General features: G+C 57.0%; 22 protein-coding genes and 4 pseudogenes. 14 read left to right on the forward strand and 12 right to left on the reverse strand.

Translation table 11 applies throughout. The annotated features are described in order from the left end of the window. Positions 1-174 precede the first annotated feature (174 nt). The 4 genes and pseudogenes from ACA057_RS09210 to ACA057_RS09225 all read left to right on the forward strand — a co-directional run bounded on the left by ACA057_RS09210 (position 175) and on the right by ACA057_RS09225 (position 2,356). Complete coding sequence (locus tag ACA057_RS09210; protein ID WP_497349847.1) at positions 175-411, forward strand: hypothetical protein; 237 nt, start codon at positions 175-177, stop codon at positions 409-411. Then, positions 408-743 (forward strand): IS66 family insertion sequence element accessory protein TnpB, encoded by a 336-nt coding sequence (gene tnpB / locus ACA057_RS09215; RefSeq protein WP_497347666.1) that lies wholly within the window; start codon positions 408-410, stop codon positions 741-743. Before ACA057_RS09210 ends, tnpB begins: the two co-directional genes overlap by 4 nt. A 265-nt stretch (positions 744-1,008) precedes the next feature. Further along, positions 1,009-2,225 (forward strand): annotated as a pseudogene (tnpC, locus tag ACA057_RS09220) (IS66 family transposase). Further along, a complete protein-coding gene (locus tag ACA057_RS09225; RefSeq protein WP_497347668.1) occupies positions 2,222-2,356 on the forward strand; it encodes a transposase domain-containing protein in 135 nt (44 codons plus the stop codon). Before tnpC ends, ACA057_RS09225 begins: the two are co-directional and overlap by 4 nt. An 88-nt stretch (positions 2,357-2,444) precedes the next feature. Here the strand turns inward: ACA057_RS09225 and ACA057_RS09230 are convergent, their stop codons facing one another. The 7 genes and pseudogenes from ACA057_RS09230 to ACA057_RS09260 form a co-directional block, all read right to left on the reverse strand. Continuing rightward, on the reverse strand, positions 2,445-2,558 hold the full coding sequence (locus ACA057_RS09230; protein WP_497347670.1) for a DUF2256 domain-containing protein: 114 nt from the start codon (positions 2,556-2,558) through the stop codon (positions 2,445-2,447). Next, positions 2,555-4,094, reverse strand: a pseudogene (locus ACA057_RS09235) (cryptochrome/photolyase family protein). The gene ACA057_RS09230 and the pseudogene ACA057_RS09235 overlap by 4 nt, the downstream one beginning before the upstream one ends. A gap of 25 nt (positions 4,095-4,119) precedes the next feature. After that, complete coding sequence (locus tag ACA057_RS09240; RefSeq protein ID WP_497347672.1) at positions 4,120-4,425, reverse strand: DUF6482 family protein; 306 nt, start codon at positions 4,423-4,425, stop codon at positions 4,120-4,122. A gap of 14 nt (positions 4,426-4,439) precedes the next feature. Then, complete coding sequence (locus ACA057_RS09245; protein WP_497347674.1) at positions 4,440-5,150, reverse strand: SDR family NAD(P)-dependent oxidoreductase; 711 nt, start codon at positions 5,148-5,150, stop codon at positions 4,440-4,442. Between the two features lie 35 nt (positions 5,151-5,185). Then, positions 5,186-5,746: a GTP cyclohydrolase I FolE gene (folE, locus tag ACA057_RS09250; protein WP_497347676.1), complete on the reverse strand. Its 561-nt coding sequence runs from the start codon at positions 5,744-5,746 to the stop codon at positions 5,186-5,188. Between the two features lie 145 nt (positions 5,747-5,891). Then, on the reverse strand, positions 5,892-6,356 hold the full coding sequence (locus tag ACA057_RS09255) for a thiol-disulfide oxidoreductase DCC family protein (protein ID WP_497347678.1): 465 nt from the start codon (positions 6,354-6,356) through the stop codon (positions 5,892-5,894). 67 nt (positions 6,357-6,423) lie between these two features. Then, positions 6,424-6,951: pseudogene (locus tag ACA057_RS09260) on the reverse strand (methyl-accepting chemotaxis protein); the annotation flags it as partial. 1,932 nt (positions 6,952-8,883) lie between these two features. Here ACA057_RS09260 and ACA057_RS09265 point away from each other — a divergent pair. Then, complete coding sequence (locus tag ACA057_RS09265) at positions 8,884-9,348, forward strand: DUF3429 domain-containing protein (RefSeq protein WP_497347680.1); 465 nt, start codon at positions 8,884-8,886, stop codon at positions 9,346-9,348. Continuing rightward, entirely contained in the window at positions 9,345-10,664 is a 1,320-nt protein-coding gene (locus ACA057_RS09270) for an ABC1 kinase family protein (RefSeq protein WP_497347682.1), read from the forward strand. Before ACA057_RS09265 ends, ACA057_RS09270 begins: the two co-directional genes overlap by 4 nt. Positions 10,665-10,931: 267 nt before the next feature. Here ACA057_RS09270 and ACA057_RS09275 read toward each other — a convergent pair. Next, positions 10,932-11,021 (reverse strand): annotated as a pseudogene (locus ACA057_RS09275) (AbrB/MazE/SpoVT family DNA-binding domain-containing protein); the annotation flags it as partial. A 71-nt stretch (positions 11,022-11,092) separates the two neighbouring features. Between ACA057_RS09275 and ACA057_RS09280 the strand changes: the two are divergent. The 6 genes from ACA057_RS09280 (at position 11,093) to ACA057_RS09305 (ending at position 13,684) form a co-directional block, all read left to right on the forward strand. Further along, the gene (locus tag ACA057_RS09280; protein ID WP_497347684.1) at positions 11,093-11,413 is read left to right on the forward strand and encodes a YbjQ family protein; all 321 of its coding nucleotides are present in this window, start codon (positions 11,093-11,095) and stop codon (positions 11,411-11,413) included. A gap of 148 nt (positions 11,414-11,561) precedes the next feature. Further along, positions 11,562-11,750: a hypothetical protein gene (locus tag ACA057_RS09285; RefSeq protein WP_497347686.1), complete on the forward strand. Its 189-nt coding sequence runs from the start codon at positions 11,562-11,564 to the stop codon at positions 11,748-11,750. A gap of 311 nt (positions 11,751-12,061) precedes the next feature. Then, positions 12,062-12,433 (forward strand): hypothetical protein, encoded by a 372-nt coding sequence (locus ACA057_RS09290; protein ID WP_059404653.1) that lies wholly within the window; start codon positions 12,062-12,064, stop codon positions 12,431-12,433. 193 nt (positions 12,434-12,626) lie between these two features. Further along, positions 12,627-13,055 carry a glycine zipper domain-containing protein gene (locus ACA057_RS09295; protein WP_497347688.1) on the forward strand — a complete coding sequence of 143 codons (429 nt, stop codon included), beginning with the start codon at positions 12,627-12,629 and terminating at the stop codon, positions 13,053-13,055. Positions 13,056-13,182: 127 nt separating this feature from the next. Further along, positions 13,183-13,374 carry a hypothetical protein gene (locus ACA057_RS09300; protein ID WP_497347690.1) on the forward strand — a complete coding sequence of 64 codons (192 nt, stop codon included), beginning with the start codon at positions 13,183-13,185 and terminating at the stop codon, positions 13,372-13,374. Between the two features lie 97 nt (positions 13,375-13,471). Further along, the gene (locus ACA057_RS09305) at positions 13,472-13,684 is read left to right on the forward strand and encodes a hypothetical protein (protein ID WP_497347692.1); all 213 of its coding nucleotides are present in this window, start codon (positions 13,472-13,474) and stop codon (positions 13,682-13,684) included. A 92-nt stretch (positions 13,685-13,776) separates the two neighbouring features. Here ACA057_RS09305 and ACA057_RS09310 read toward each other — a convergent pair whose 3' ends face one another. Both ACA057_RS09310 and ACA057_RS09315 read right to left on the reverse strand, forming a co-directional pair. Beyond that, on the reverse strand, positions 13,777-14,169 hold the full coding sequence (locus ACA057_RS09310) for a hypothetical protein (RefSeq protein WP_497347694.1): 393 nt from the start codon (positions 14,167-14,169) through the stop codon (positions 13,777-13,779). A 2-nt stretch (positions 14,170-14,171) separates the two neighbouring features. After that, positions 14,172-19,034, reverse strand: coding sequence for an RHS repeat-associated core domain-containing protein (locus tag ACA057_RS09315; protein ID WP_497347696.1), 4,863 nt, complete (start codon positions 19,032-19,034; stop codon positions 14,172-14,174). Positions 19,035-19,271: 237 nt separating this feature from the next. Between ACA057_RS09315 and ACA057_RS09320 the strand changes: the two genes are divergently transcribed. After that, entirely contained in the window at positions 19,272-19,967 is a 696-nt protein-coding gene (locus ACA057_RS09320; RefSeq protein ID WP_401358013.1) for an HAD-IA family hydrolase, read from the forward strand. A gap of 121 nt (positions 19,968-20,088) precedes the next feature. On the opposite strand, the gene ACA057_RS09325 is transcribed toward ACA057_RS09320, so the two are convergent. Beyond that, positions 20,089-20,835, reverse strand: a complete 747-nt coding sequence (locus ACA057_RS09325) for a 3-oxoacyl-ACP reductase family protein (protein ID WP_497347698.1) — start codon at positions 20,833-20,835, stop codon at positions 20,089-20,091. A gap of 126 nt (positions 20,836-20,961) precedes the next feature. Between ACA057_RS09325 and ACA057_RS09330 the strand changes: the two genes are divergently transcribed. Then, on the forward strand, positions 20,962-21,885 hold the full coding sequence (locus tag ACA057_RS09330; protein WP_497347700.1) for a LysR family transcriptional regulator: 924 nt from the start codon (positions 20,962-20,964) through the stop codon (positions 21,883-21,885). A 46-nt stretch (positions 21,886-21,931) separates the two neighbouring features. Here ACA057_RS09330 and ACA057_RS09335 read toward each other — a convergent pair whose 3' ends face one another. Continuing rightward, positions 21,932-22,660 carry an aspartate/glutamate racemase family protein gene (locus tag ACA057_RS09335; protein ID WP_497347702.1) on the reverse strand — a complete coding sequence of 243 codons (729 nt, stop codon included), beginning with the start codon at positions 22,658-22,660 and terminating at the stop codon, positions 21,932-21,934. Positions 22,661-22,684 lie beyond the last annotated feature (24 nt).

The raw sequence follows: 22,684 nt of genomic DNA on the forward strand, positions 1-22,684 counted from the left end.
AAGTCATCTACCCAACCCCGCAAAGCCGGGACATGGTGTGCACTTAAATTTAGGTGGGCACCAGTTCTAGCCTTTTAAACGGGTATTTCATGCAGCCAACACGCCGTTCGTATTCCATCCTTCAAAGCCCAGGTCATTCAAGAGTGTGCCCAACCCGGCGCATCGATTGCCAGCATCGCCCTCAGCCATAGCCTTAACGCAAACCTCGTTCACAAATGGATTCGGGTGCAAGTGCAGAAAAGCACGGCGCTTCAACCAGCATTCATCCCATTGCCTATGCAAACAACGGCGCCCGTATCTTCATCGAATATCAGCGTTGAGATTCTGCACCCACGCGGCACCGTCAAAGTGAACTGGCCAACCGATAGCGCTGCTGCCTGCGCCGCTTTCCTTCGAGACCTGTTGCGATGATCCGCATCGACGCCATCTGGCTCGCCACCGAACCCATGGATATGCACGCCGGCACTGAAACGGCGCTGGCGAGGGTGGTCGCGGTGTTCGGTGCGGCGAAGCCGCACTGCGCTTATCTGTTTGCCAATCGCCGCGCGACTCGGATGAAAGTGCTGGTACACGATGGGATTGGCGTATGGCTGGCGGCACGTCGCTTGAACCAAGGTAAATTCCATTGGCCAGGCGTTCGGCAAGGCAGTGAAGTGCCGTTGGATACCGAGCAACTTCAGGCTTTGGTACTAGGCCTACCTTGGCAACGCGTGGGGTCTGGCGGAGCTATTACGCTGCTTTAAAAGCAGTAATTAGCATCTCGGTTTGCTGCCGCAAGCGGTCTGCTTTGGTAAAATCCACGGTATGACTTCCTCGCCCAATCTCGATCAAATGACTCCCGACCAACTGCGTGCATTCGCTGCGCAGTTGCTGTCGCAAGTCGAGACCATGGGCAGAACGGTCGAAACCATGGGCAAGAAGATCAACCGCGATCAAACGGTGATCGAGAAGCTGACCCACGAAATCGCACAGCTCAAGCGTTTGAAGTTTGCCAAGCGCAGTGAGCAGATGAATCCTGAGCAGGCCAGCCTGCTGGATGACCTGATCGATACCGATATTGCGGCGATTGAGGCCGAGCTTCAGGCGTTGCAAATAGCACCAGCGGCGACCGAGAAAAAGCAAAAGCAAAAGCCCAAGCGCACGGCATTGCCGGCAGAATTCCCACGCACGTTGATCCATCACGAACCGGACAACACTCACTGCCCATGCGGCTGCGCACTGAAGCGCATCGGTGAAGATGTCAGCGAAAAGCTGGACTACACGCCGGGCGTGTTCACCGTTGAGCGCCATGTTCGTGGCAAGTGGGTTTGCGATGACTGCGAAACGCTGATCCAGGCGCCGGTACCTGCGCAAGTTATCGACAAGGGCATCCCGACTGCCGGATTACTTGCGCACGTCATGATCGCGAAGTTCGCTGATCATCTTCCGCTTTACCGTCAGGAATCAATTTTCGGTCGAGCTGGCTTGGCGATTCCACGTTCAACTTTGGCTCAATGGGTTGGCATGACGGGCGTGCAGTTGCAGCCCTGGTCGATGCCTTGCGTGACGTAGTGATCGGGCAACAGGTCGTGCACGCGGATGAAACACCCGTGCAAATGCTCGCTCCGGGCTCGAAGAAAACCCACCGCTCTTATGTTTGGGCGTACGCCACCAGCCAGTTCTGCGAAACAGCCGCTGTCGTTTATGACTTCAGCCCCAGCCGCGCCGGTGAGCATGCTCGTAACTTCCTGCAAGGCTGGAAAGGCAAGTTGGTCTGCGACGATTTTGGCGGTTATAAGGCCAGCTTCGAACTCGGCGTGACCGAGATCGGCTGCATGGCGCACGCCCGGCGCAAGTTCTTCGAGTTGCACGCAACGAACAAGAGCCAGATCGCCGAGCAGGCGCTGCGCTACATCCAGTTGTTGTCCGAAATCGACAGCGAAGTGCGTGACCTGGAGCCGGATTTACGATGCCGGATACGGCAAGAAAAAGCCGCACCGGTGATGAATAGCCTGCATGCCTGGATGATTGCCCAGCGTGAACTTGCGCCCGAAGGTTCGGCCATCAGCAGAGCACTCGATTACAGCCTCAAACGCTGGGCAGCGCTGTCGCGCTACCTCAATGACGGGGCCGTACCCATTGATAATAATTGGGCGGAGAACCAGATCCGACCATGGGCCCTTGGACGCAAGAACTGGCTCTTCGCCGGATCGCTACGCAGCGGAAAAAGGCGGCGGCGATCATGAGCTTGATCCAGTCTGCGCGGCTGAATGGTCATGATCCGTACGCCTATCTAAAGGATGTTCTCACGCGCCTGCCGACGCAGCGGGCGAGTGAAATCGAGCAGCTGCTTCCGCATAAGTGGCAGCCGGTTTAATCACGCAAGACGTGATGCCCGGACGCATACCGACGGTTGAACCTGTAGCGACTAAAGACGTGCTTTTGCAGTGGTAGGCTATGAATTCTCAATAGGCATTTACCAAGCGCATCTGAGCCCAGCAGCGCACCCATTTCTTGCGCCAGGCGAAGGGCAATCTGCAGACTGTACAGGTTTTAACCGGGAGTTCACTTTTCTTCAAAACGACTCCCCGGCATCCAGTTTGGCAAGCAGTATCTGGCCACGATCCCAGAGTGCTTGCTGCTTGGATTCAGTCATACGATCGAGGTTTTTATAGACCATGCCCATACGCTGATTGCTGCGCAGAAGGTCGCTATGACGTATTAGAAAATGCCAGTAAAGCGAATTGAAAGGGCAGGCGTCGTCCGTCGTACTTTCACTGACTTTGTACGCACAATTACGGCAGTAGTCAGACATGCGTTTTATATATTGGCCACTGGCGCAGTAAGGCTTGGAGCCCAGGTAACCACCCATCGGCGTGCATGACCATACCCAATGTATTGGGTAGCTCGACCCAGTCGAATGCGTCCATGTAAATCGCCAGGTACCAGTCGCAAATCTGGGGCGGCGCGATGCCCGCCAGCAACGCAAAGTTGCCGGTCACCATCAGCCGCTGGATGTGGTGGGCATAGGCATGTTTCAAACTTTGGCCGATCGCCTGGCCCATGCAGTTCATCTTGGTGTCGCCTGTCCAATAGAACTCTGGAAGCGGCCTGCTGTTGCCAAACAGATTGCCGCCGGCGTAGTCGGGCATTTTCAGCCAGTAGACGCCCCGTACATATTCACGCCAGCCAATGAGTTGACGGATAAAGCCTTCGGCGGCGTTTAATGGAATGCTGTGCGCCCAGTAAGCAGCCTCGACGTCGCTGCACAATTGACGTAGATCCAACAGGCCAATATTCAGCGCGGCGCTGATCCGCGCATGGAACAGGAAAGGTTCATCACTGGCCATCGCATCTTGGTAGTCGCCGAAAGCAGCGAGGCTCCAATCGAGGAAGTAATCCCACAACGCTTGGGCATCGGCGTGGGTTACCGGGTAATCAAAAGTGTCGAGTGCGCCGTAGTGGCTGGAGAAGTTTTTTGCGACCAGCTCAAGCACTTCCTGGGTGATTGCATCGGCTGAAAATCGCACTGGCGAGGGAGCTCTCACGCCTTTGGGCAGTGCCTTGCGGTTTTCGGCATCAAAGTTCCAGGCGCCGCCGACCGGGCTGCCATCGCCGTTGAGCAACAAGCCACTCTTGCGTCGCATCTCGCGGTAGAAGAACTCCATGCGCAGCTGCTTTTTGCCTTCGGCCCAGGACGCAAACTCGAGTCGGGTGCAGAGAAAACGGGTATCGGTATGCCACTGGATCGCCAAGCCACAATCTTTCAGCGACTGCTCCAGGCGCCAGTCACCGCATTCTGTCAGGTGCAGCTCATCCGGTTGCAGCAGTGATTGCCAGCGCCGTAACTCGCCTGGCACCGATCCGCTATTTTGCGGATCATCGAGCGTGACGTATTGCACGCGGATGCCACGCTGCTGCAACGCCTCAGCAAAATGACGCATCGCACTGAAGATCAGTGCGATTTTTTGCGGGTGATGGGGCACATGACTGGCTTCCTCCATCACTTCGACCAGTAAAATCGTATCGCGCTCGCTGTCCAGCCCCTTCAATGAGGCCAGGTCGAAAGACAACTGGTCGCCCAAGACCAGGCATAGTCTGTGAGTCTTATTCATTCGACAGAGTCCAACGGAAGGTGACTCAGCAATGCGCAGTCAGCGAGAAAGGAATGCGTAACGGCTCAATGCGCCCTTCACGTGAGCCGCACATCTCGTCATGGACGCACTGCTGCACAAGCACGCAGGGGAATGGCGGGACAAACTGCAACAACTCACGCAGGTGATTGATGGAGCGAAGGCGCATAGGCTTTGCTTCGTCGTCCAGCAGTGTGAACTGGCCTTGATCCAGCCCGACTCGCGCCAGATACAAACCGCCTTCCAGAGAAAGCAGCTCCAACTCTCGTACTTCGCCATTCGCGGCCCGTTCGGTCAACGCTTGCAGATTCAAGGTTCACTCCCTGCCTACCACGGTAGGCGTTCTCCGTTATAAGCAAAAAAATTGCCGCTGTCGGCAGGCGCCAAGCGGTCAATCAGTGATAACAATTCGCGGGCAGCGAGGCTTGCAGGCCTGGCGGCAGAAGCGCCGTTGAAAGGCTGGGACAGGCCCGAAATGACCGTGCCTGGATGAAGACTGAGCAAGCGGGTCTGAGGGCGTGTTCTTGCTAGTTCGATCCCAGCCGTTTTAATCAACATGTTCAACGCTGCCTTGGAGGCGCGATAGGCATACCAGCCGCCCAAACGGTTATCACCGATGCTGCCTACCTTGGCGGAGAGCACTGCCATCGCACCACGAGGGTCAAGCAAGGGCAGGAAGTGACGCAAAACCAGTGCAGGCCCGATTGTGTTGACTTGGAATATCGCCTGAAGCGCATCCGCTTCAATAGAGGTGTAACTTTTTTCAGGCTTGATGTCTTCGCGATGAAGCAGACCGGCAGCATGTAAAATCAACTGGTACGGGGCTTCTTCAGCTAATTCGGCAGCCGCCCTGGCAATACTGTCGGGCTTTTCCAGATCCAATCCTGGAGCACTGTTGCGCCCCAGTTCACGAACAACCGAGCATCTTGGATCTTCGTTGAGCAACTCACAAAACGCCGCGCCGAGCGCTCCACTGGCGCCTATCACCAAGGCACGGTAGCCGTAGCCGAGTGAGTTCATCTCAAAGGAACTGTTCATTTCGCCTCTCCCACACCTTGTGCGGATTTTGGGCCTTAACTGCGTCGCCCAATCAGTTGCAGGAACTCGAGACGCGTAGCAGATGACTCGCGAAAGGCCCCGAGCATCACTGAGGTCGTCATCACCGAATTTTGCTTTTCCACGCCCCGCATCATCATGCACATGTGCTTTGCCTCAATGACCACGGCCACGCCGGCCGCATCGGTGATGTGATGGATGGCATCAGCAATTTGTTTTGTGAGGTTTTCCTGGATCTGTAAGCGGCGGGCGAACATATCGACGACTCGGGCGACCTTTGATAGACCCAGTACCCTTCCTGTGGGGATGTACGCGACATGAGCCTTGCCGATGAAGGGCAGCAGGTGATGCTCACACAATGAATACAGTTCGATATCGCGCACGATGACCATTTCATCGTTTTGCGATTCGAACAGGGCACCGTTGGTCGCGTCGTCCAGACTCATCGTGTAGCCGTTGCAAAGGTATTGCATCGCTTTGGCTGCGCGCTTGGGCGTGTCCAGCAGTCCTTCACGCTCAGGGTTCTCGCCTACGGCGACAAGAATTTCACGGTAATGCTCGGCTATTGATGGGTTCATTTAGATTCCTGGCAGCCATGCTGCGCTTAATGTGGCGGCAATACTTGGCAGTAGGGGAGTGCCTGCTGCGCACCAGAAAACACGTTGTTCACCAGATCAGCTATGACCCAGGTTCTTCGTCGGGCCAATGACAAAGCGAAGCTTTCTAGGTCTGCTTTGTTTTCAAAGTGGGCCGCTTGTCTTGTGCGGGTTTTGACTCCGGCACCCCGCAACGGTCATCGACACAGCGACGGCTACCATCAGGGTGAGGAAGCCACGCCAAATGGGGGCGTAAGCGGCAGAAGAGGCGATAACCTAAAGCAAGCAGCGGTCGGATGGCACGCCATGTCAATGGCGCAGCCCAAAACCCCAAGCCGGCGGCTCGCCAACTCCACAAGGTGGCGTCCAGACCGGTTACCCAGCGGCCATCGGCGAAACGGGCGTGCAGCGAGGACTGCATTTGCTCGAACGTGAACCCGAGTGCCTTGGCGTCGAACGCACCGCTGCTGATGTCAATAAATAGCAGTCGACTCTCTGCGGCGTGTCGATTCAGGATCTTGATTTCGCGCGCACACAGCGGACATTGACCGTCAAAGTACAGCGTCAGTGGCCAATCCTTTTTATTGTACATTTCTAACCACCTTGTATAGGTTTTGCACAAGATATGCTGAAAGAAAAGGACTGACAATGGGCCCGCCCTAAGCCACGCTGAAAAATGCGACCTTCTGGGTAAGACGATCAGCAAGCTGCGCTAATTCCTGGCTGGCCGTTGCAACTTCACGAGAGCCAGTTGCCGACTGCACCGTTGAGCTATGGATGCGCGTGATATTTTGCGCAACGTCTTCGGCCACGACGCTTTGCTGGATAGATGCGCTGGCGATTTGGGCATTCATGTGGTTTATGGCGCCGACTTGCTGGCTAATTTTAGCTAGCGCCGTCTGGGCGTTGCGGGTTTGCGCAACGGTGTGGCTTACCAGTTCGCAACTATTACGCATGGTTTGTGCAGCCGTTTCGGTACCGCTCTGCAGTGTGCCTATCATTTCTCGAATTTCCCGCGTCGACTCCTGAGTGCGATTAGCTAGAGAGCGCACTTCATCGGCCACAACTGCAAACCCTCTGCCATGCTCACCTGCTCGGGCCGCTTCGATGGCTGCGTTCAGCGCTAACAGGTTAGTTTGCGTTGCAATTGAATTGATTACCTCGATCACTATTTCAATCTCTTCGCTACGCTTGGACACCTGCTCTACCGTATTGGTGGTTTCAACCAGTGTGTTCGCTAATTGTTCGATAGCGAGAGTAGTGTCCGCAACGACGCGATTGCCGCTTACAACTTCAGCATCGGCTAGACGCGTTGCGTCCGCTGCTTGAGATGCATAACCTGAAACTTCATTGACCGTTGCCGCCATTTGCGTAATGGCAGTTGCCACCTGCTCGGCTTCGCGCGTCTGCAGGCTGATTTGATTGTTATTGGTGGACGATGTGGTCAATAGTTGCCTAGATGAATTGTTGACCTCTTGGGCCGCAATGCGTACTTCACTAATGGTATCAGCCAAACGGCTTAGGGCAGTTTTCAGGACGCCCATCACGCTGTTTGGATAATCGGTAACAATGATTTGTTGCAAGTCACCTGCCGCCAACCTTTGGATAGCCTGTGCAACCTGAGTCGGCTCAGCACCCAGCGTTGACTTGACGAAGCGAATAATTGAGATCGCCAGGATGATGCTCAGCAGCAGCGCTATCCCGGTGGCCATGAGCATCAGTCCTCGAAACTCACTAGCGGTGGCTTGTACCGCACTGAGTTGGCTTTTGATCGAGGCTTCTTCGTAGTCAATCAGTGCATTCACGCGTTTCAACCACTCACTGTATTCACCGGAGGTTTGGCGCAGCAGCAAAGCCTGTGCACCTGGAATATCTCCGGCGCGACGCAAAGCAATTACCGACTTAGTGGAAGCTAGCGTTTGCTTTTCAATATCTTTAATCGCCAGTAACAGCTGTTGCTCCTGCGATGTTACCCCTGCAGTTGCAAATAGCTGATCCATTGGTATGGCTGAATCGGCGTAGGCCTGCTCTAGATTGATAACTTCATTGAGGTGGACGGTTAAGTCTTTATCACTATCCACCAACACTGCGTCCCGAATAGCAATGGCTCGGTTGTGTACACTCCCGCGAAAATTAATAGCGTAACGTTGAATCTTGGCCGCATTTTCGCTTACGTGTTCCAGGGTGGAGTCGATAAAGCCCACACGTTGGATGCCCACGGCGGTGATTAGTATGAGCAGCGACACAATTACGGCGAAACCAAGGCCTATGCGCGAGGCTAGTGAGATGGAGTTTTTCATCGGCTGAACTCTTAGATAGACCCTGTACGGGCAAGACGTGGTGGTTCTGTTTTGCTATCCGTGTTAAGGGCTACTTGTCTCTACCGCCCATTTGAAAGTGACGAGAGCCCGGCGAGGCACGAGCGTGAGCCGCTGGTGATAGCTGACTGATGGCAGAGTGACACAGATTGCAGAAAACCTATACACGTATTTAATCTTGTATAGGTTTTATTGCTTCTCTCAAAGTCGAGCCACGGCAGTCGCAGTCTGGTTTCGGTGATGCACCAAGATGGCGAGCGGATCGGTTCGTAAAAGCTAGGTGGCCCGATGAAGGACTGGGATTCGTCAGCGAGAGCCCGGGCTCGTATGCTTAAAACCGATGGTGAAACGACCAGACATCTCCGAAAATTTGTAGTCGTGATTTTCGTGTTCTAGCGCCTGTTCATCTCATACAGCGTCGTCAGCCACATCGCGTCATGACTTACTGCAAGCAATCTTGGACGACCAGGCAAAGCACTGCTGGCGCGGTTTTCCTATTAATTTTGGTTTCAAGAATCTGTTGATTGCATTGGCACGTTTTAAAAACCCGCTCACGAAGAACTGAAGGCTGGAAGGGTTCTAGGGTGCTGTCGACCTGGTAAATGCAGGCACTGAGCATGATCTCAAGGATGCGAAGCGCCTCATATGCCGTCGCCTGATTGCCCGAAAAGCATTGGGGCAATGACCTAATTCTACAAAGCGACTCATTACGTTGACCTCAGCTTCAGATCGCCATCAATCTCGCCCAAGCGGGGCTTTTGGGCCTACAGTTTTGAGTGTCGCTCACTGCAAGGAATACAAATGAACGTGTTGCCTTCAACCTCTCTGCCAAAGCACGTCAACCTGCTGGGTTATGGTGGTCTGTTGCCGTTTATTTTCCTGGCGCTGCTGATCCCGTTCTCTGTCGACTATCGGCCGTTGTTTGCGATTGCGCTTGTTAACTATGGCGCAGTCATCCTTAGCTTCGTCGGCGCCTTACACTGGGGCTTCGCCATGACCGTGCAAGACATGAGCGCCGAGCAGGGCCGCGACAGGTTCATTTGGAGTGTCATTCCTGCGCTTATTGCTTGGATTGCCACGTTACTGCCAATGCCATTGGGTTGCTTGCTGTTGGTCATCGGCTTAGTTGTCCACCTCCGGCAGGACAGGCAGTTGTTGCGGGTTACGAGCTTGCCCGCCTGGTACCTGCCGATGCGATTACGGCTTACCCTCGTGGCGAGCGTCTGCTTGCTGCTTGCCGCGATCGTTGAGGCGCTTCATTCATGAAGCCTCGTGTGCCCGGCTCGTTGCCCGTGCCTGGCAGCCGCTTATCACGGTTGATGCGTTTTGGAAGTTTGGCCTCGGGCGTCGCGGGCGGCATGCTAGCCGAAGGCGCTCGGCAGTGGGTTCAGGGCAAACGTCCGGCGCTCAGCGAACTGCTGTTGACGTCGGGCAATGTGCATCGGGTGGTCGAGCAACTGTCGCAACTGCGTGGCGCCGCCATGAAGGTTGGGCAGTTGTTATCGATGGATGCAGGTGATTTGTTGCCGCGCGAGTTCAGCGAAATCCTTTCTCGTCTGCGTTGCGACGCTCACCCTATGCCTATGAGCCAGTTGGTGGCAGTCCTCAACGAAAGCTGGGGCAAGGGGTGGGAAGGGCGCTTCGAACGGTTTTCCTTCACGCCATTGGCGGCAGCGTCCATCGGCCAGGTTCATGCTGCGATAGATAAGGACGGCCAACGCCTGGCGATCAAGGTGCAATACCCTGGCGTGCGCGAGAGTATTTCGAGCGATGTGGATAACGTTGCTACCTTGCTGCGCATGTCCGGGATGCTGCCTAAGGGCATGGACATCGGCCCATTGCTCCAAGAGGCCAAGCGTCAGCTACAGGATGAAGCGGACTACATGAAAGAAACCGAGCACTTACAGCGCTTTGATCAACTGTTGGCGGACATTCCTGAGTTTCTGGTTCCTCGTGCGTATGCCCAGTTCAGCACGCCGAATATTCTGGTGATGTCCTTCGTTGACGGAGTAGCGGTGGAGTCACTAGAGCACGCGCCCCAGGCAGAGCGCGACCGGATCATCATGTTGCTATTCGGCCTGTTTCTTCGCGAGGTGTTCGAGTTCCAGTGCGTGCAGACCGACCCTAACTTTGCCAATTACCGTTATCAGCAAGGCTCCGGCCGGATGGTGTTGTTGGACTTCGGCGCCACGCGACTTTATGACCGCAACACTACCGAGGCTTATCGCCGCTTGCTGATTGCAGGCCTGCATGAAGACCGTGCCGCCATCACCAATGCCGCGCTGGACGTCGGCTACATTCAGCCTGAAACGCTGCCCAAACACCGAGCGGTGCTCACTGATCTCATTACACAGGCCTGCGAGCCACTGAGGCATCAAGGTGCCTATGACTTTGGGACGTCTGACCTGGCCGTACGCCTGCGTGATACCGGTTGGGAACTAGGTGCCGACCGCGACTTCTGGCACACGCCACCTGTGGATGTACTGTTTCTGCATCGCAAGGTGGGAGGTTTGTACCTGTTGGCCGCGAAGCTGAAGGCGCGGGTGAATGTCCGGAGGCTGTTCGAGCCTTACGTGATTTGAGCGCTTTATGGACGATAACTGGTCGCCTTGGGTAGCGCTATCGCTTAGCCAGGCCTTTACATAATTCTTGGCCCGCAAGTATCTGATCTCTGATTCAATTGGCGATTTGCTGGGCTGCGGAGCTATAGCTACATCGGCTATCGCTCCTTCGGGCTTAAGCCCGGCTCGACCCAAAGTATTCATATGCCCTGAGCGGTTCACTCCGCAGTTGGCCGACCACGATTGATTCGCGAAGCGCATTGCAGCTGCCTCATTTTTCCGGGGCTCACCATGCCGTCCGCTATCCCAGGCTTCAGTGAGCTCGTCTATCCGATCTGTGATATGAGGCTTTTTTGATAGGACAAGGCAGCGCGTGTTGAGGCGTTGGCTCAGTATTTGTCGAGATTGCCTTGAGTAAATCTCCCTAACGCTATGAACAAGGAAATCTCATGATCACCACCACAACCCACACCATCGAAGGCCGGCAAATCACCGCTTACCTGGACATCGTCAGCGCCGAGTCGGTGCAGGGCGTCAACGTTGTCCGCGATATGTTCGCCGGGATGCGGGATTTTTTCGGTGGGCGCTCGCAGACGTTGGAGCGGGCGTTAATGGAGGCGCGTATCCAGGCCACTGACGAGATCAAGGAGCGGGCGCAGGCGCTTCAGGCGGATGCGGTGGTGGGGCTCGATTTCGAGATCAGTATGCCGGCCGGGAAGGGCGGGATGGTGGTGGTGTTCGTGACCGGGACGGCGGTTAAATTGAGGTGAGCCTGGTGAGAGGCCATTCGTCGGGCACGGAGCAATCTGAACTACAAGTCCGGTAATGACCGGCTAGTCTCAAAATCCTTGGTGGTCGATATTTTTCAGGCAAATAGGGCTTGCCGGTGTCGATCCCGTTTTTGAGAGGGGCGAAGTTATGGCTGATCCGTATATCGAAGACGACGGGGCAGAGTTTCCCATCAACAATTGCGTGCAGTGTGGCCAGACGGATTACGTGGCTAGCTTCGGTGAAGACCAGACCGAGGTCGGCAAGATGAAATCCAAGGTAAGCGGAGGGCCGAAGGCGAAATTCTTGCCCAAGGTAACGGCCCCTGCCAGGAAGTGATGAACTCACCGGACAGACCCCGTCATCGAACGGGGTTTTTTTTGTCTGGAGGATTGTGTGACAGCGAATGTTCAGTGCGGCGTCTTTCACAAAGTTTTCACAACGTCTTACGTAGTCTCAGCTCATCCGTTAGAAAGCAACTCCTAGCCCGTTCCCCAGCGGGCTTTTTTTTGCCTGTCATAAAACCTTTTCCATAAATGCTGTCCAATCGTCGCTATTTGCGAGGGACGGAGGTTTTTGTGTGGACGTTTCCTGCGCTAAAGCATTCAATCCCCGGCTTTCGGTTTCCCCCTATTTTTGAGGTTTTCGTCATGCGTTTAACACTGCCTGCTCTGGTTCTTGGGCTTCTGGTTGCTCAAGGTGCGATGGCTGCTGGTGATGGCACTGCCGCGATCGGCGGTGGTCTGGGTGGCGCGCTGGGCAACGTGGTCGGCCAAAGCATGGGCGGCAGCACCGGTGCTGCGATTGGTGCCGGCGTTGCGGGTGCAGCGGGCAGTGCCGTTGCTGCGCGCAAAGGCAGCCGCACTAAAGCAGCCATTGGCGGTGGCGTCGGCGCAGCCGGTGGTTCGGTGATCGGCAACAGCCTGGGCGGCAAGACCGGCTCCACCATCGGCGCAGGTTTGGGCGGCGCATTGGGTGGCGGCGTCGGCAGTAACCTGGCCAAAGGTCACAAGCGTCACTGATCGAAATCGCTCCATTGGAACGCCCGGCTTGATGCCGGGCTTTTTCATATCTGAATGTTTCCTGTCGAGCGCTTCGCAAGCCTTCGCGGTCCAACCGTTATCGCTGGCCGGTTTCAGCGGGCGCAGGTGCTAGACTCACGCCCATCCGCAGCGCGTTCTCTTCACCCCCGATGCGAAATTAGAGGTTCATATCATGCGTTTGACATTGTCCACAGTAGTTCTGGGACTTTTGGTCGCTCAAGGTGCAATGGCTGCCGGTGACGGCACCGCTGCAGTTGGCGGTGGTATTGGCGGCGCACTGGGTAACGTGGTTGGCCAGCAAATGGGCGGCAGCACGGGGGCCGCAATCGGTGCCGGCGTTGGCGGTGCGGCGGGCAGTGCGGTGGGGGCCAAAAAAGGCAGCCGCACCGAAGCCGCCATCGGTGGTGGTTTGGGCTCGGCTGGCGGCTCGGTGATTGGTAACAGTCTCGGTGGTTCGACCGGCTCCACCATCGGCGCAGGCCTGGGTGGCGCGGCGGGTGGTGCGGTCGGTAATAACCTGGGCACCGACAGTGGCAGTTCTCATTCGGGTAACGGCAACAAAAATAAACATCGGAACAAGCACAAGAACAAACACCACTGATTCGAGATCGAATCACAGCAAAAACCCGGCCTGGTGCCGGGTTTTTCGTATCTGTGGACTAGACGTCGGAACGTTTGGCCGCCGGTTGCCTCGAACTTCATACACCCTGAACGTTATGAGGCATGCCATGACTCCTGAAACCGAAGGCAAGGAAGAAAAAGGCCCGAGCGGGCTGCCGTTCATTAATGACCCCGGCAACGAAGACCCGGGTTCTCTGATGGATGATGCGACGGTGCCGCTGAACGATTCTGATGACGCGTTCGATGTAGGAAACCTCGAATATGAAGAAGAGGAGGAGGACGACGAAGAAGAGGATTGATCAGCCTGATGACCGATCGTCTCTCTGATCGAACGCGCGCATTGCATCGCTCTCGAAATATCAGGGCCTGCTTTTCAGGCTCTTTGAGAGGTGCCTTATGAACGCTGATCCGAAAAACGCCGACATCGATGAAACCCCCGAGTATCCGCTGCCGTCACCCACGGATTCGTTGAGCCGCGATCAACGTCCGCCGGACGATGACACTGAGGTGGAGCGAGTGCCGTCGGATGATGTGGAGCGTGGGGATGTTGAGGCGTTGCCAGATGATCCGGACATTGCGGGTGAGGATGGTTCGGGGGAGCCGAGTTGAGCTGCAAGACATTTGACGAATGTCACGACTCCTAGCGTTCCTTGCAGGACGCTAGCCATTGCGTAGCAGAGCTCCAAGAGACTCGCCCCGTTTTATTCCATTAGAGAATCGATCCAGCGCCTGTAGAAATCTCTTTGTTGTTGGATGTCATTTGTGATGTCTGTCTCTTCAAAGTCGAAGATGTTAACTATGTCTTCAGTTTCGGTTGGTTTTCCCATGCGAAGTTCATACGCCACAACGCCACCAGACATTTGCGATGCCATACGTGAGGGATGCACATTGAGTTTGGCGCCTTTGCATAAAAATTTTGTTTCAGGAAAATCAGCCCGTAACAGCCCAAGGCACTCGTAAAGGTCATGGGCTGCGTATGTTTTTCTCACGCCGTTTTTAGCCGTAAAAACTAATGTCAGATTTTTTCGGTCGCATTCAATTGAAACTTTTTCGATGACACCGTGGGTGTTTGTAGCTATTGCTATAGTTTTCATAACTACTTCCGGTATGGGTTAGGGGTGGAGTAGCCCACATAGCTACCATCGGCGTTGACAGGGGTAACGCCAAGTATGTCGCGGCTATCTACTCCTCCCGGCAAAGCGATTTCAACCTCGTTCCTATGAGGAGAAAGCACGCCGAGCCTTTTATTCACATCTATTCCGCGTATGTTTTTTATTACATAGACGAAGCCATCATCAAAGCCGTAGCCCGTCGCGAACTTTATGGCCTCCTTCATCGAGGTCGAAGCACTGACAAAAAAGCTGGGAGGACTTCTGTTGTCCATTGCATGTAAGTAGAGATCCATGCTCTCTCCCAAGGGCTCAAATCCCGTTTCGAAAATCTCCCAGTCTTCCCGGGAATCTCCGCGGTACAAGTACTTGTTTTTTGGTTTCGTGGATGGGGTGAGGGGTTCTCCCTCATCAACCTTCGCCTTCCCCGACGGATCCTCAACACCCTCCGCCGGCCTGCATTTACCAGTCCCCGGACACTCACTCAACCCCAACGGATCAATCCAACCCGTCGGATTCAGCCCATACCGATACCCGTTCAACCCACCCGCCAGCTTGACCGGATCCTGCGTCAGGTACCGTCCAATCTCCGGATTGTAGTAACGATGCCGGTTGTAATGCAGGCCCGTTTCCGCATCGAAGTACTGACCCTGAAACCTTAATGGCTGGTCGAGAACCTGGTGGGTGTCGCGGTTGAGGCGGGTGAGGCGGCCATAGGCGGTGTATTGCGCGGCCCAGATGATGTCGCCGCTGTAGTCGGTGAGCTCCAGCGGTGTGCCGAGGTGGTCGAGTTGGTAGTAGAACGGGCACGCCTGGCGCGGGCCTTTGCCGTCGAGCATCGCCAGCGGACGAAAGGTGCCGGGTTCGTAGAGGTAGCTGCGGTAATGCTCGTGGCTGCTTTCGGCGACGAGGTGGTCGCCTTGCCAAAAGAATTCGGTGGTGTTGCCGTCGACGGTTTTGCTGATGCGGCGGCCGAAGGGGTCGTAGCGATAACTCGCACAACGTCCATCCGGCAACGTGATACAGACCAGTCGGTGCTGGCAGTCGTAACGGTATTCGGTGACGAGTTTTTGCGCAGTGCCTCGGCGTTCGCGGATGAGGTTGCCGAAGGCGTCGTAGTCGTAATGCCGGTCGCCTTGCATCATCAGGCGGTTACCCGAGATCTTCGCAGCGCCTGGACGGTCCTGCATCAGCAGGTTGCCCGCCGGATCGTGGGCAAAGCTTTCCGGTTGGTGATCGCGGGAGTGGCGGACGCCGATCAGGCGGTCGAGAGGGTCGTACTGGTAGCTGCGTTGGCCGTGTCGTGTGTCGGCAATGGCGTCGAGATTGCCATTGGCGCTGTAGGAGTAATCGCGACCATACAGCGGTTGTCGCTGTTGTCTGACAGTGTGAGCTTTCAGACGGTTCTGATCGTCGTACTGATAGTCGCTGAACAACAGACCTTGTTGACGGCTTTGTTCGCGGCCGGCGCGGAATGTATGAGCCGTCAGTGGGGTGCCATTGAGGTCGATGGCCGTCAGCGCGCCGCCCTTGGCGCGGTGGTAGGCGAGTTTGCTGTTGTCCGGCAGTCGCAGGTGGTTGAGTCGTCCGCAGGCGTCATAGCCATAACGCAGCGTGCCCCAACCTTGGTGCTCGGTGATCAGGCGATCCTGAGGGTCGTACTCGAACTCCAGCGGATGATCGTGGCCATCGTCGACACTGACCAGTCGGCCCAGGCTGTCGTAGCGATACTCGACCTTGACTCCGTCGGGCAGTGTCTTGACCAGCAGCCGACCCGCCGAATTGCGCTGATAGTCCGTAACCTGCTGTGAACCGTCGTCGCCGAACTCGGTTTTCTCCACCAACTGACCATTGAGGTCGTAGGCATACGTGGTGCGTCGACCGTCAAAACCGGTTTCCTGTCGGATCAAGCCATTGGGCGTGTAGTCCAGTTGATATTTTTCGCCGGACTCATTCTCGATTTCCGTCAGCAATAGCTGCGCGTTGTCGTAGCGATAGCGCAGTTGGGTGCCATCGGGATTGATCCGACGGCTGACCAGGTGCAGGTCTTCGGCGTATTCAAAACGGGTGATGCGGCCCAGTTCATCGCGTTCGGCGGTGACCTTGCCGTAGGCGTTGTAGCTGAACGCACGGCTGGCCCCTGTGGGCAGCGTTGTCAGAATCAGTCGGCCGACGGCGTCCCATTGATAACGGCTGATGGCGCCGTGTTCATCCTGACGAGAAATCCGCCGGCCCAACGCATCGTAGGAAAACCGCCGTTGACCTCCGTCCGGCAAGGTCTCCTCGACCAATTGTCCCAAGGCATTCCAGACGAACACCTGCCGACTGCTATCCGGATAGCGGATCGACAGCAGCCGACCTTTTTCATCGTAAAAATAATGGGTGACATGGCCCTCGGGGTCGGTCGCTTCAGTGACGTCACCCTGAGCATTGCGCTGATATTTCCACACCGCTTTACCGCGATACCGAGCGTGCAGGAAACCGTGGCGATATTCGTAGGTGGTGGGCGCATCCTCAGGTGGAATTTGCGCGACCAACCGGCCTATCTCGTCATAGCGGTATCGGGTCATCGCCCCGAGTGGATCCTGCTCGGCAATCAACCGACCCGCATCGTCGTAGGCCTTGAGCTGTTCGCCGCCATCCAGGCCGACCTTGCGCACCAGTCGCGCCCGATCGTCATGGACGTAAACCTCTTCGCTGCCATCGACGTTGAGGACGCTGACGCTGCCCTGGTCATCCCACACGTAGCGCGTGTCCATCTGCGAAAACGACGCCCAATGCCGCACGCATCGCGCCGCCTTGCCAGACCTTTCCCACTCCCAGAAGAAACTTGCCCCACCGGCCAGTTGCCGCTGGAGAAGGACTTGCTGGTCGTCGTAGTCGTAGCGTTCGCTTTCGCCGGCGGCATTGGTTGCTTTGATCAAGCGATGGCAGGCGTCATAGCGGTAGGCCGCCAGTGTCTGTTCGGTACGCCAGGCGTCTTCCAGGGTGTCGGCGGGATGAAAGCTTTGATACTCGATGGCGATCAGATGCCGGCGTTCATAACGCAATAGCAGGGAGCGCCCGGCGCCGTTGTCGAGGCGCTTGATCCTGTCGGAAGAATCCCGCTGCACCGTCAGTCGATTGCCATAGGCATCGCTGATCGCCGTCAGGCGTCCTGAACGAAAATGCAAAAATCGCGTTTTCTCGCCAGCCGGTGCAACGATCAGCTCTTCCGGCTCTGCCCCCCGATAAATCGTCGCCCGCGACAGGCTGTTGTGAATCGTCGGGCGCTCACAACTCGGCAGTGGAAAGCTCGTACGACGGTTTTCATGGTCAATCCAGATGACGTCGTTGTGATCGATGTCCAGTCGATGCGCGAGGCTGTGACTCCAACCAAAGCCGAGTCCGCAATCGAGTTCGGCGGCGCTGGTGCGATAGAGCCGGGTGAAGTCGAACGGCAAATTCCCGTCCAGCGAACCATCGGTCAGCGTGAGCAACTCTTCGCCCGTGACCATCGATACTGGACAACCGCTGGTGCAGGTCAGCGCTGAGCAATCGGCGCTGTCGCCGTTGGGGTTTTTCGCTTGAACAGGGACCTCATCGCGATGCTCCTGTCGGGCAATCCTGGTCATGGCCTCGGACTTGTTGCGAGCCATAGCGACCGGATTGTTCACCAGCACCACCGGTGAATCGGCGGCGGCGATGCGCAAAGAAACCGCCGGCGCAGGTTTGAGCGGCGCATTTCGGGCGCTGACCATCAACGGCTTGAGCACACCCGCGTGCGTATTGAGGTCGGACCTGGCCATCAACTCGGCCAGGCGCAAGCCCGCGCCCGCCAGCCATTCCCGGGCTCGTGCAGACTTGATCTTGCCCAGCACTTTCGCGCTCAAACCGAGCTTCAAGCTCGCGGGACCTGTGAGGCACACCAGCAGGAAACTGATCAAAATTCCCGTGCGAATTTCCGCTACGACTTCGGCAATGTGTTGCGGCGGCAACATCCTCAGCCAACTGGTGAAGGCTGCGAGGTAAATGAACATCAACGGCTCGTCGCTCAACACCAGCAACACGGTGGCGATGGCTTCAGCCGAGGCGTTCAGTAGTGTTTCGAGTTCGCTCTGGGTCAGGTAGTCGAGGAGTTTTTCGCTGTTGGCCTGCAGGTCCGCAATCAGGGCATAGAGCTGCTTCACGTCATCCCACAGACCGTTCAGCGAATTCTCGAAACCGCGCCAGTCAGCTTGTTGCAACATGCCGTAGCGTTGGCTGAAACCGGCGTCGGAAAACGCGGCCCACAGCGGTTGGAACTCTGTCCTCCACTCATTTCGCAGCCAGCCTTCCAGCTCGCCGATCACACCTTGATAAGAGGCGTAGAGCGCTTTGACGTGCACGGCCGAAACGTGGGGAAAAAAAGTGATGCGGTAGTGATGGCCACGCCAGCATTCGGGGATTTCGAGGATGCCGCTGGGGCCAATGGTTTCGTGGATGGGGTCTGCGACGACCCACTCTCCGTTGCGCTCCGAGAGAATGCGTTCGAGCATCACCGGTGTATTACCGATCGGCACGAACCTCGCGGCTTCAAACATATGCACCAGGGTCAATGGACCGCTGGCGGGGCACAGGGCGACTGTCGAACTGGGGGCGGTGGAGTCCGTCGGCGCGCTGAGTCGGACCTCGTTGCCGACCTTGAATACTTGCTCGACATCAAGCACCGAACCGGTCCAGAAGCTTTCCGCCCAGGCCTCGTAATCATTGAGGCAGAGTCGAAAATCACCGAGCAACGCTTCGACATCCGGATGCTCGGGGTTCATGGCGGCGACCACCAGCAGGCCGATGCTGTTGTTCAAGGCCAGGAGCTTATCGGGGTCGAACATTCACAGCCTCTCGCACGGATCGATTGGGGTCGCGAGACTTTGCGGGGTATCAACGGGGAAAGAAGTCGGGAAAAGAGGTGTTTGGTGTAGGGGGAATCGCTAATTGATGATGACCGCCGGGGCATTGGTCGTTGCCCTATGCCCGCGGCGCTCGTTATGCTGCTGAAACCTTTAATCAATCGCGGGTCCGGCCGAACCTGAGCCGCCTGGGATGTCATTAAAAACGGATCAGATGCGATGAATGCACCGCTGAAAGAATTCGGCCCGATCAAGGCCGTTATTTTCGATATGGACGGTTTGCTGCTGGACACCGAAGGCATTTACACCGAGGTCACGTCGATCATTGCCGGGCGTTACGGCCGGACGTTCGACTGGAGCATCAAACAACACATCATTGGCCGTGGTGCCGGTGATCTGGCGCGTTATGTGGTCGAGGCGCTGGACCTGCCGATTACCGCAGAAGAATTCCTGCTGATTCGCGAACCTTTGATGCGCGAGCGTTTTCCTAAAGCGCTGGCAATGCCGGGTGCGCAGGAACTGGTTCGGCACTTGAAGGCCAACAACATTCCGATCGCGGTGGGCACCAGTTCTTCGCGCCAGTCGTTCGGCCAGAAAACCACCTTGCACCGTGACTGGTTTGCGCTGTTCGATTTTGTCGTGACGGCTGACGATCCGGAAGTGGGCGCCGCCAAACCGGCACCGGACATCTTTCTCACGGCGGCACGACGCCTGGGCGTCGCGCCCGAGGATTGCCTGGTGTTCGAGGATTCGCCGTTTGGTGTCACAGCGGCGAAAGCAGCGGGGATGACGGCGATTGCGATTCCGGATGCGGCAATGGCCGACGAAAAGTACGCCCACGCCGATGGCATTCTTCGTACGCTGAAGGCGTTCAAGCCGAGTGCCTGTGGATTACCGGCCCTCGATTGGGCCTGACACAGAACAATGTGGGAGCGGGCTTGCTCGCGAAGAGGGAAGGTCAGTCGACATCAATGTTGACTGACACACCGCTTTCGCGAGCAAGCCCGCTCCCACATTTTGGATTGCGTTTAACTCATCAAGCGCCGAAACCACCATCGATAGTCAGGCTGGCACCGGTGATGTAGCCGGCTTCCGGGCTGACGAGGTAGGCAACGAAGCTGGCGATTTCATCCGCTTTGCCATAACGGCCCACGGCCATCAGCGGGATCAGGCTGTCGGCGAAGTCGCCGTCGGCCGGGTTCATGTCGGTGTCGACCGGGCCTGGTTGCACATTGTTGATGGTGATGCCGCGAGGGCCGAGGTCACGGGCCAGGCCTTTGGTCAGGCCGACCAGCGCCGATTTGCTCATGGCGTACGGGCCGCCACCGGCGAAGGGCATGCGGTCGGCGTTGGTACTGCCGATGTTGATGATGCGACCGCCTTCGGTCATGTGTTTGGCGGCGGCCTGGGTGGCGATGAACACGCTGCGCACGTTGATTGCGAGGGTCTGGTCAAAGTCTTCAAGTTTGAAATCTTCCAACGGTGCAACGGCCAGCACACCGGCGTTGTTGACCAGAATGTCCAGACGACCAAAGGTTTCGACGGTGGTGTTCACGGCGTTGCGAATGGCCTCGGCGTCAGCACTGTCAGCCTTGATGGCCAGGGCTTTGCCGCCGTTACCGGTGATGCTGTTTTGCAATTCTTCGGCTTTGGCCGTGGAGCTGACGTAAGTGAAGGCGACTGCCGCGCCTTCAGCGGCGAGGCGTTTGACGATGGCTGCGCCAATGCCGCGAGACCCGCCTTGAATCAACGCCACTTTGCCGCTGAGGTTCTGAGTAGTCATATCGATCTCCGAAGTCCCGAGGCGAGATTGTCTCGGTTGATGCAGCCTAGTATCGATTGAGCATTGCATGCTGTGTAGACGGTTATTGCGATAGTCTGTGTAAACCAGAAGTTTATAGTGGCGCCTATGGAAACCTTCAGCAGTATCGAATGCTTCGTGCGCAGTGCTGAGGTCGGCAGCTTCGCCGAAGCCGCGCGGCGCCTGAGTCTGACCCCGGCGGCGGTGGGCAAGAGCGTCGCCAAGCTTGAGGCGCGGTTGGGTGTGCGGCTGTTTCAGCGCAGCACCCGCAGCCTGACGTTGACCGAAGCCGGTCAGCTGTTTCTCGGCGAAGTCAGCGCCAGCCTACACACCATCCAGAACGCCGTGGCCAATCTGGCCAGCGCCGAAGGGCGACCGGCCGGCACGCTGAAAGTCAGCATGGGCACGGTGTTCGGGCGCCTGTACGTGGTGCCGTTGCTCGGGGAGTTTCTGCGGCGCTTTCCGGCGATCAATCCGGACTGGCATTTCGACAATCGGCAGGTCGACCTGATTGCCCAGGGTTTCGATGCGGCGATTGGTGGCGGATTCGAACTGCCCCAGGGCGTGGTGGCGCGCAAGCTGACCCCGGCGCATCGGGTGTTGGTGGCGTCAGCCGACTATCTGGCGGAACGTGAGACGATCGTCGAGCCGGATGATCTCAAGCTTCACGATGGCATCCTCATTCGCTCACCGCAGACCGGTCGGGTGCGTTCCTGGCAGTTGACCAGTCGCACCCGGCAACACAGCCCGTTGATGCTCAAGGCGCGGATGACGATGAGTGATTCGGAAGCCGCGTGCGCGACCGCGACTCAAGGCTTGGGCATTGCGTTGGTGAGCATGCCGTTCGCTTCGGGGTATCTACAGGCGGGGACTTTGCAGCGGGTGTTGCCCGATTGGTATGTCGACGATGGCAACATTTCTATCTATTACGCGGAGCACAAACTGTTGCCCGGCAAGACCCGGGCGTTTGTGGATTTCATCATCGAGCAGTTTGCGGAGCAGGGGTTGGGGTCGCGGTTTAGTGCTGTTTGAGTTTGGCTTGCTCGCGAAGGCCACACCTCGGTCTAATGCTGCAAACTCAACGCCCAAACCGCCCCGGCCAGCCGATAATGTTTTTCGGCCGTGGCGTCGCGTACGTCCGCACTTTGGAAGTGGACAACCCCAACCGCACCAGCGACTCGGCAATCGTCACCGCCGCCGTCACGCCATCCACCACCGGCACGCCGGTGCGCCGACGGATCTGCTCGTCCAGCCCGGCCATCCCGCCGCAGCCCAGGCAAATCACCTCGGCCTTGTCCTCAAGCACCGCCAATTCCGCCTGACGCACAATCGCCTCCAGCGCGCGCTCGGGATCGGATTCCAGTTCCAGCACCGCCAGGCCACTGGCCCGAACCGATGCGCAGCGGTCCCACAGCCCGGACAGCTTCAGGCGATCCTCGATCAGCGGCACGGTGCGGTCGAGGGTGGTGACCACCGAATAGGCATGGCCAAGGAACATCGCGGTGCTGGCTCCGGCATCGGTGATGTCCACCACCGGCACGTTGAGCAATTCCTGCAAACCTTCGCGACCGTGCTCGCCGTAACCGGCCTGGATCACGGCGTCGAAGGGTTGGTCGTAGGCCATCACCCGGTCCATGACGGCGATGGCGGCCAGGTAGCTTTCGAAATTGCCTTCGATGGAATCGGCACCGAAGTAAGGCGTCAGGCCAACGATTTCAGTGCCGGGCGCGGCGACGGCCTGCGCCTGGCGGGCGATGGCCTGGGTGATGGATTCGGTGGTGTTGACGTTGACCACGAGAATTCGCATGGGAAGTCCTTATAGCGGGGTGGT

The organism is Pseudomonas sp. LBUM1661, assembly GCF_059695925.1.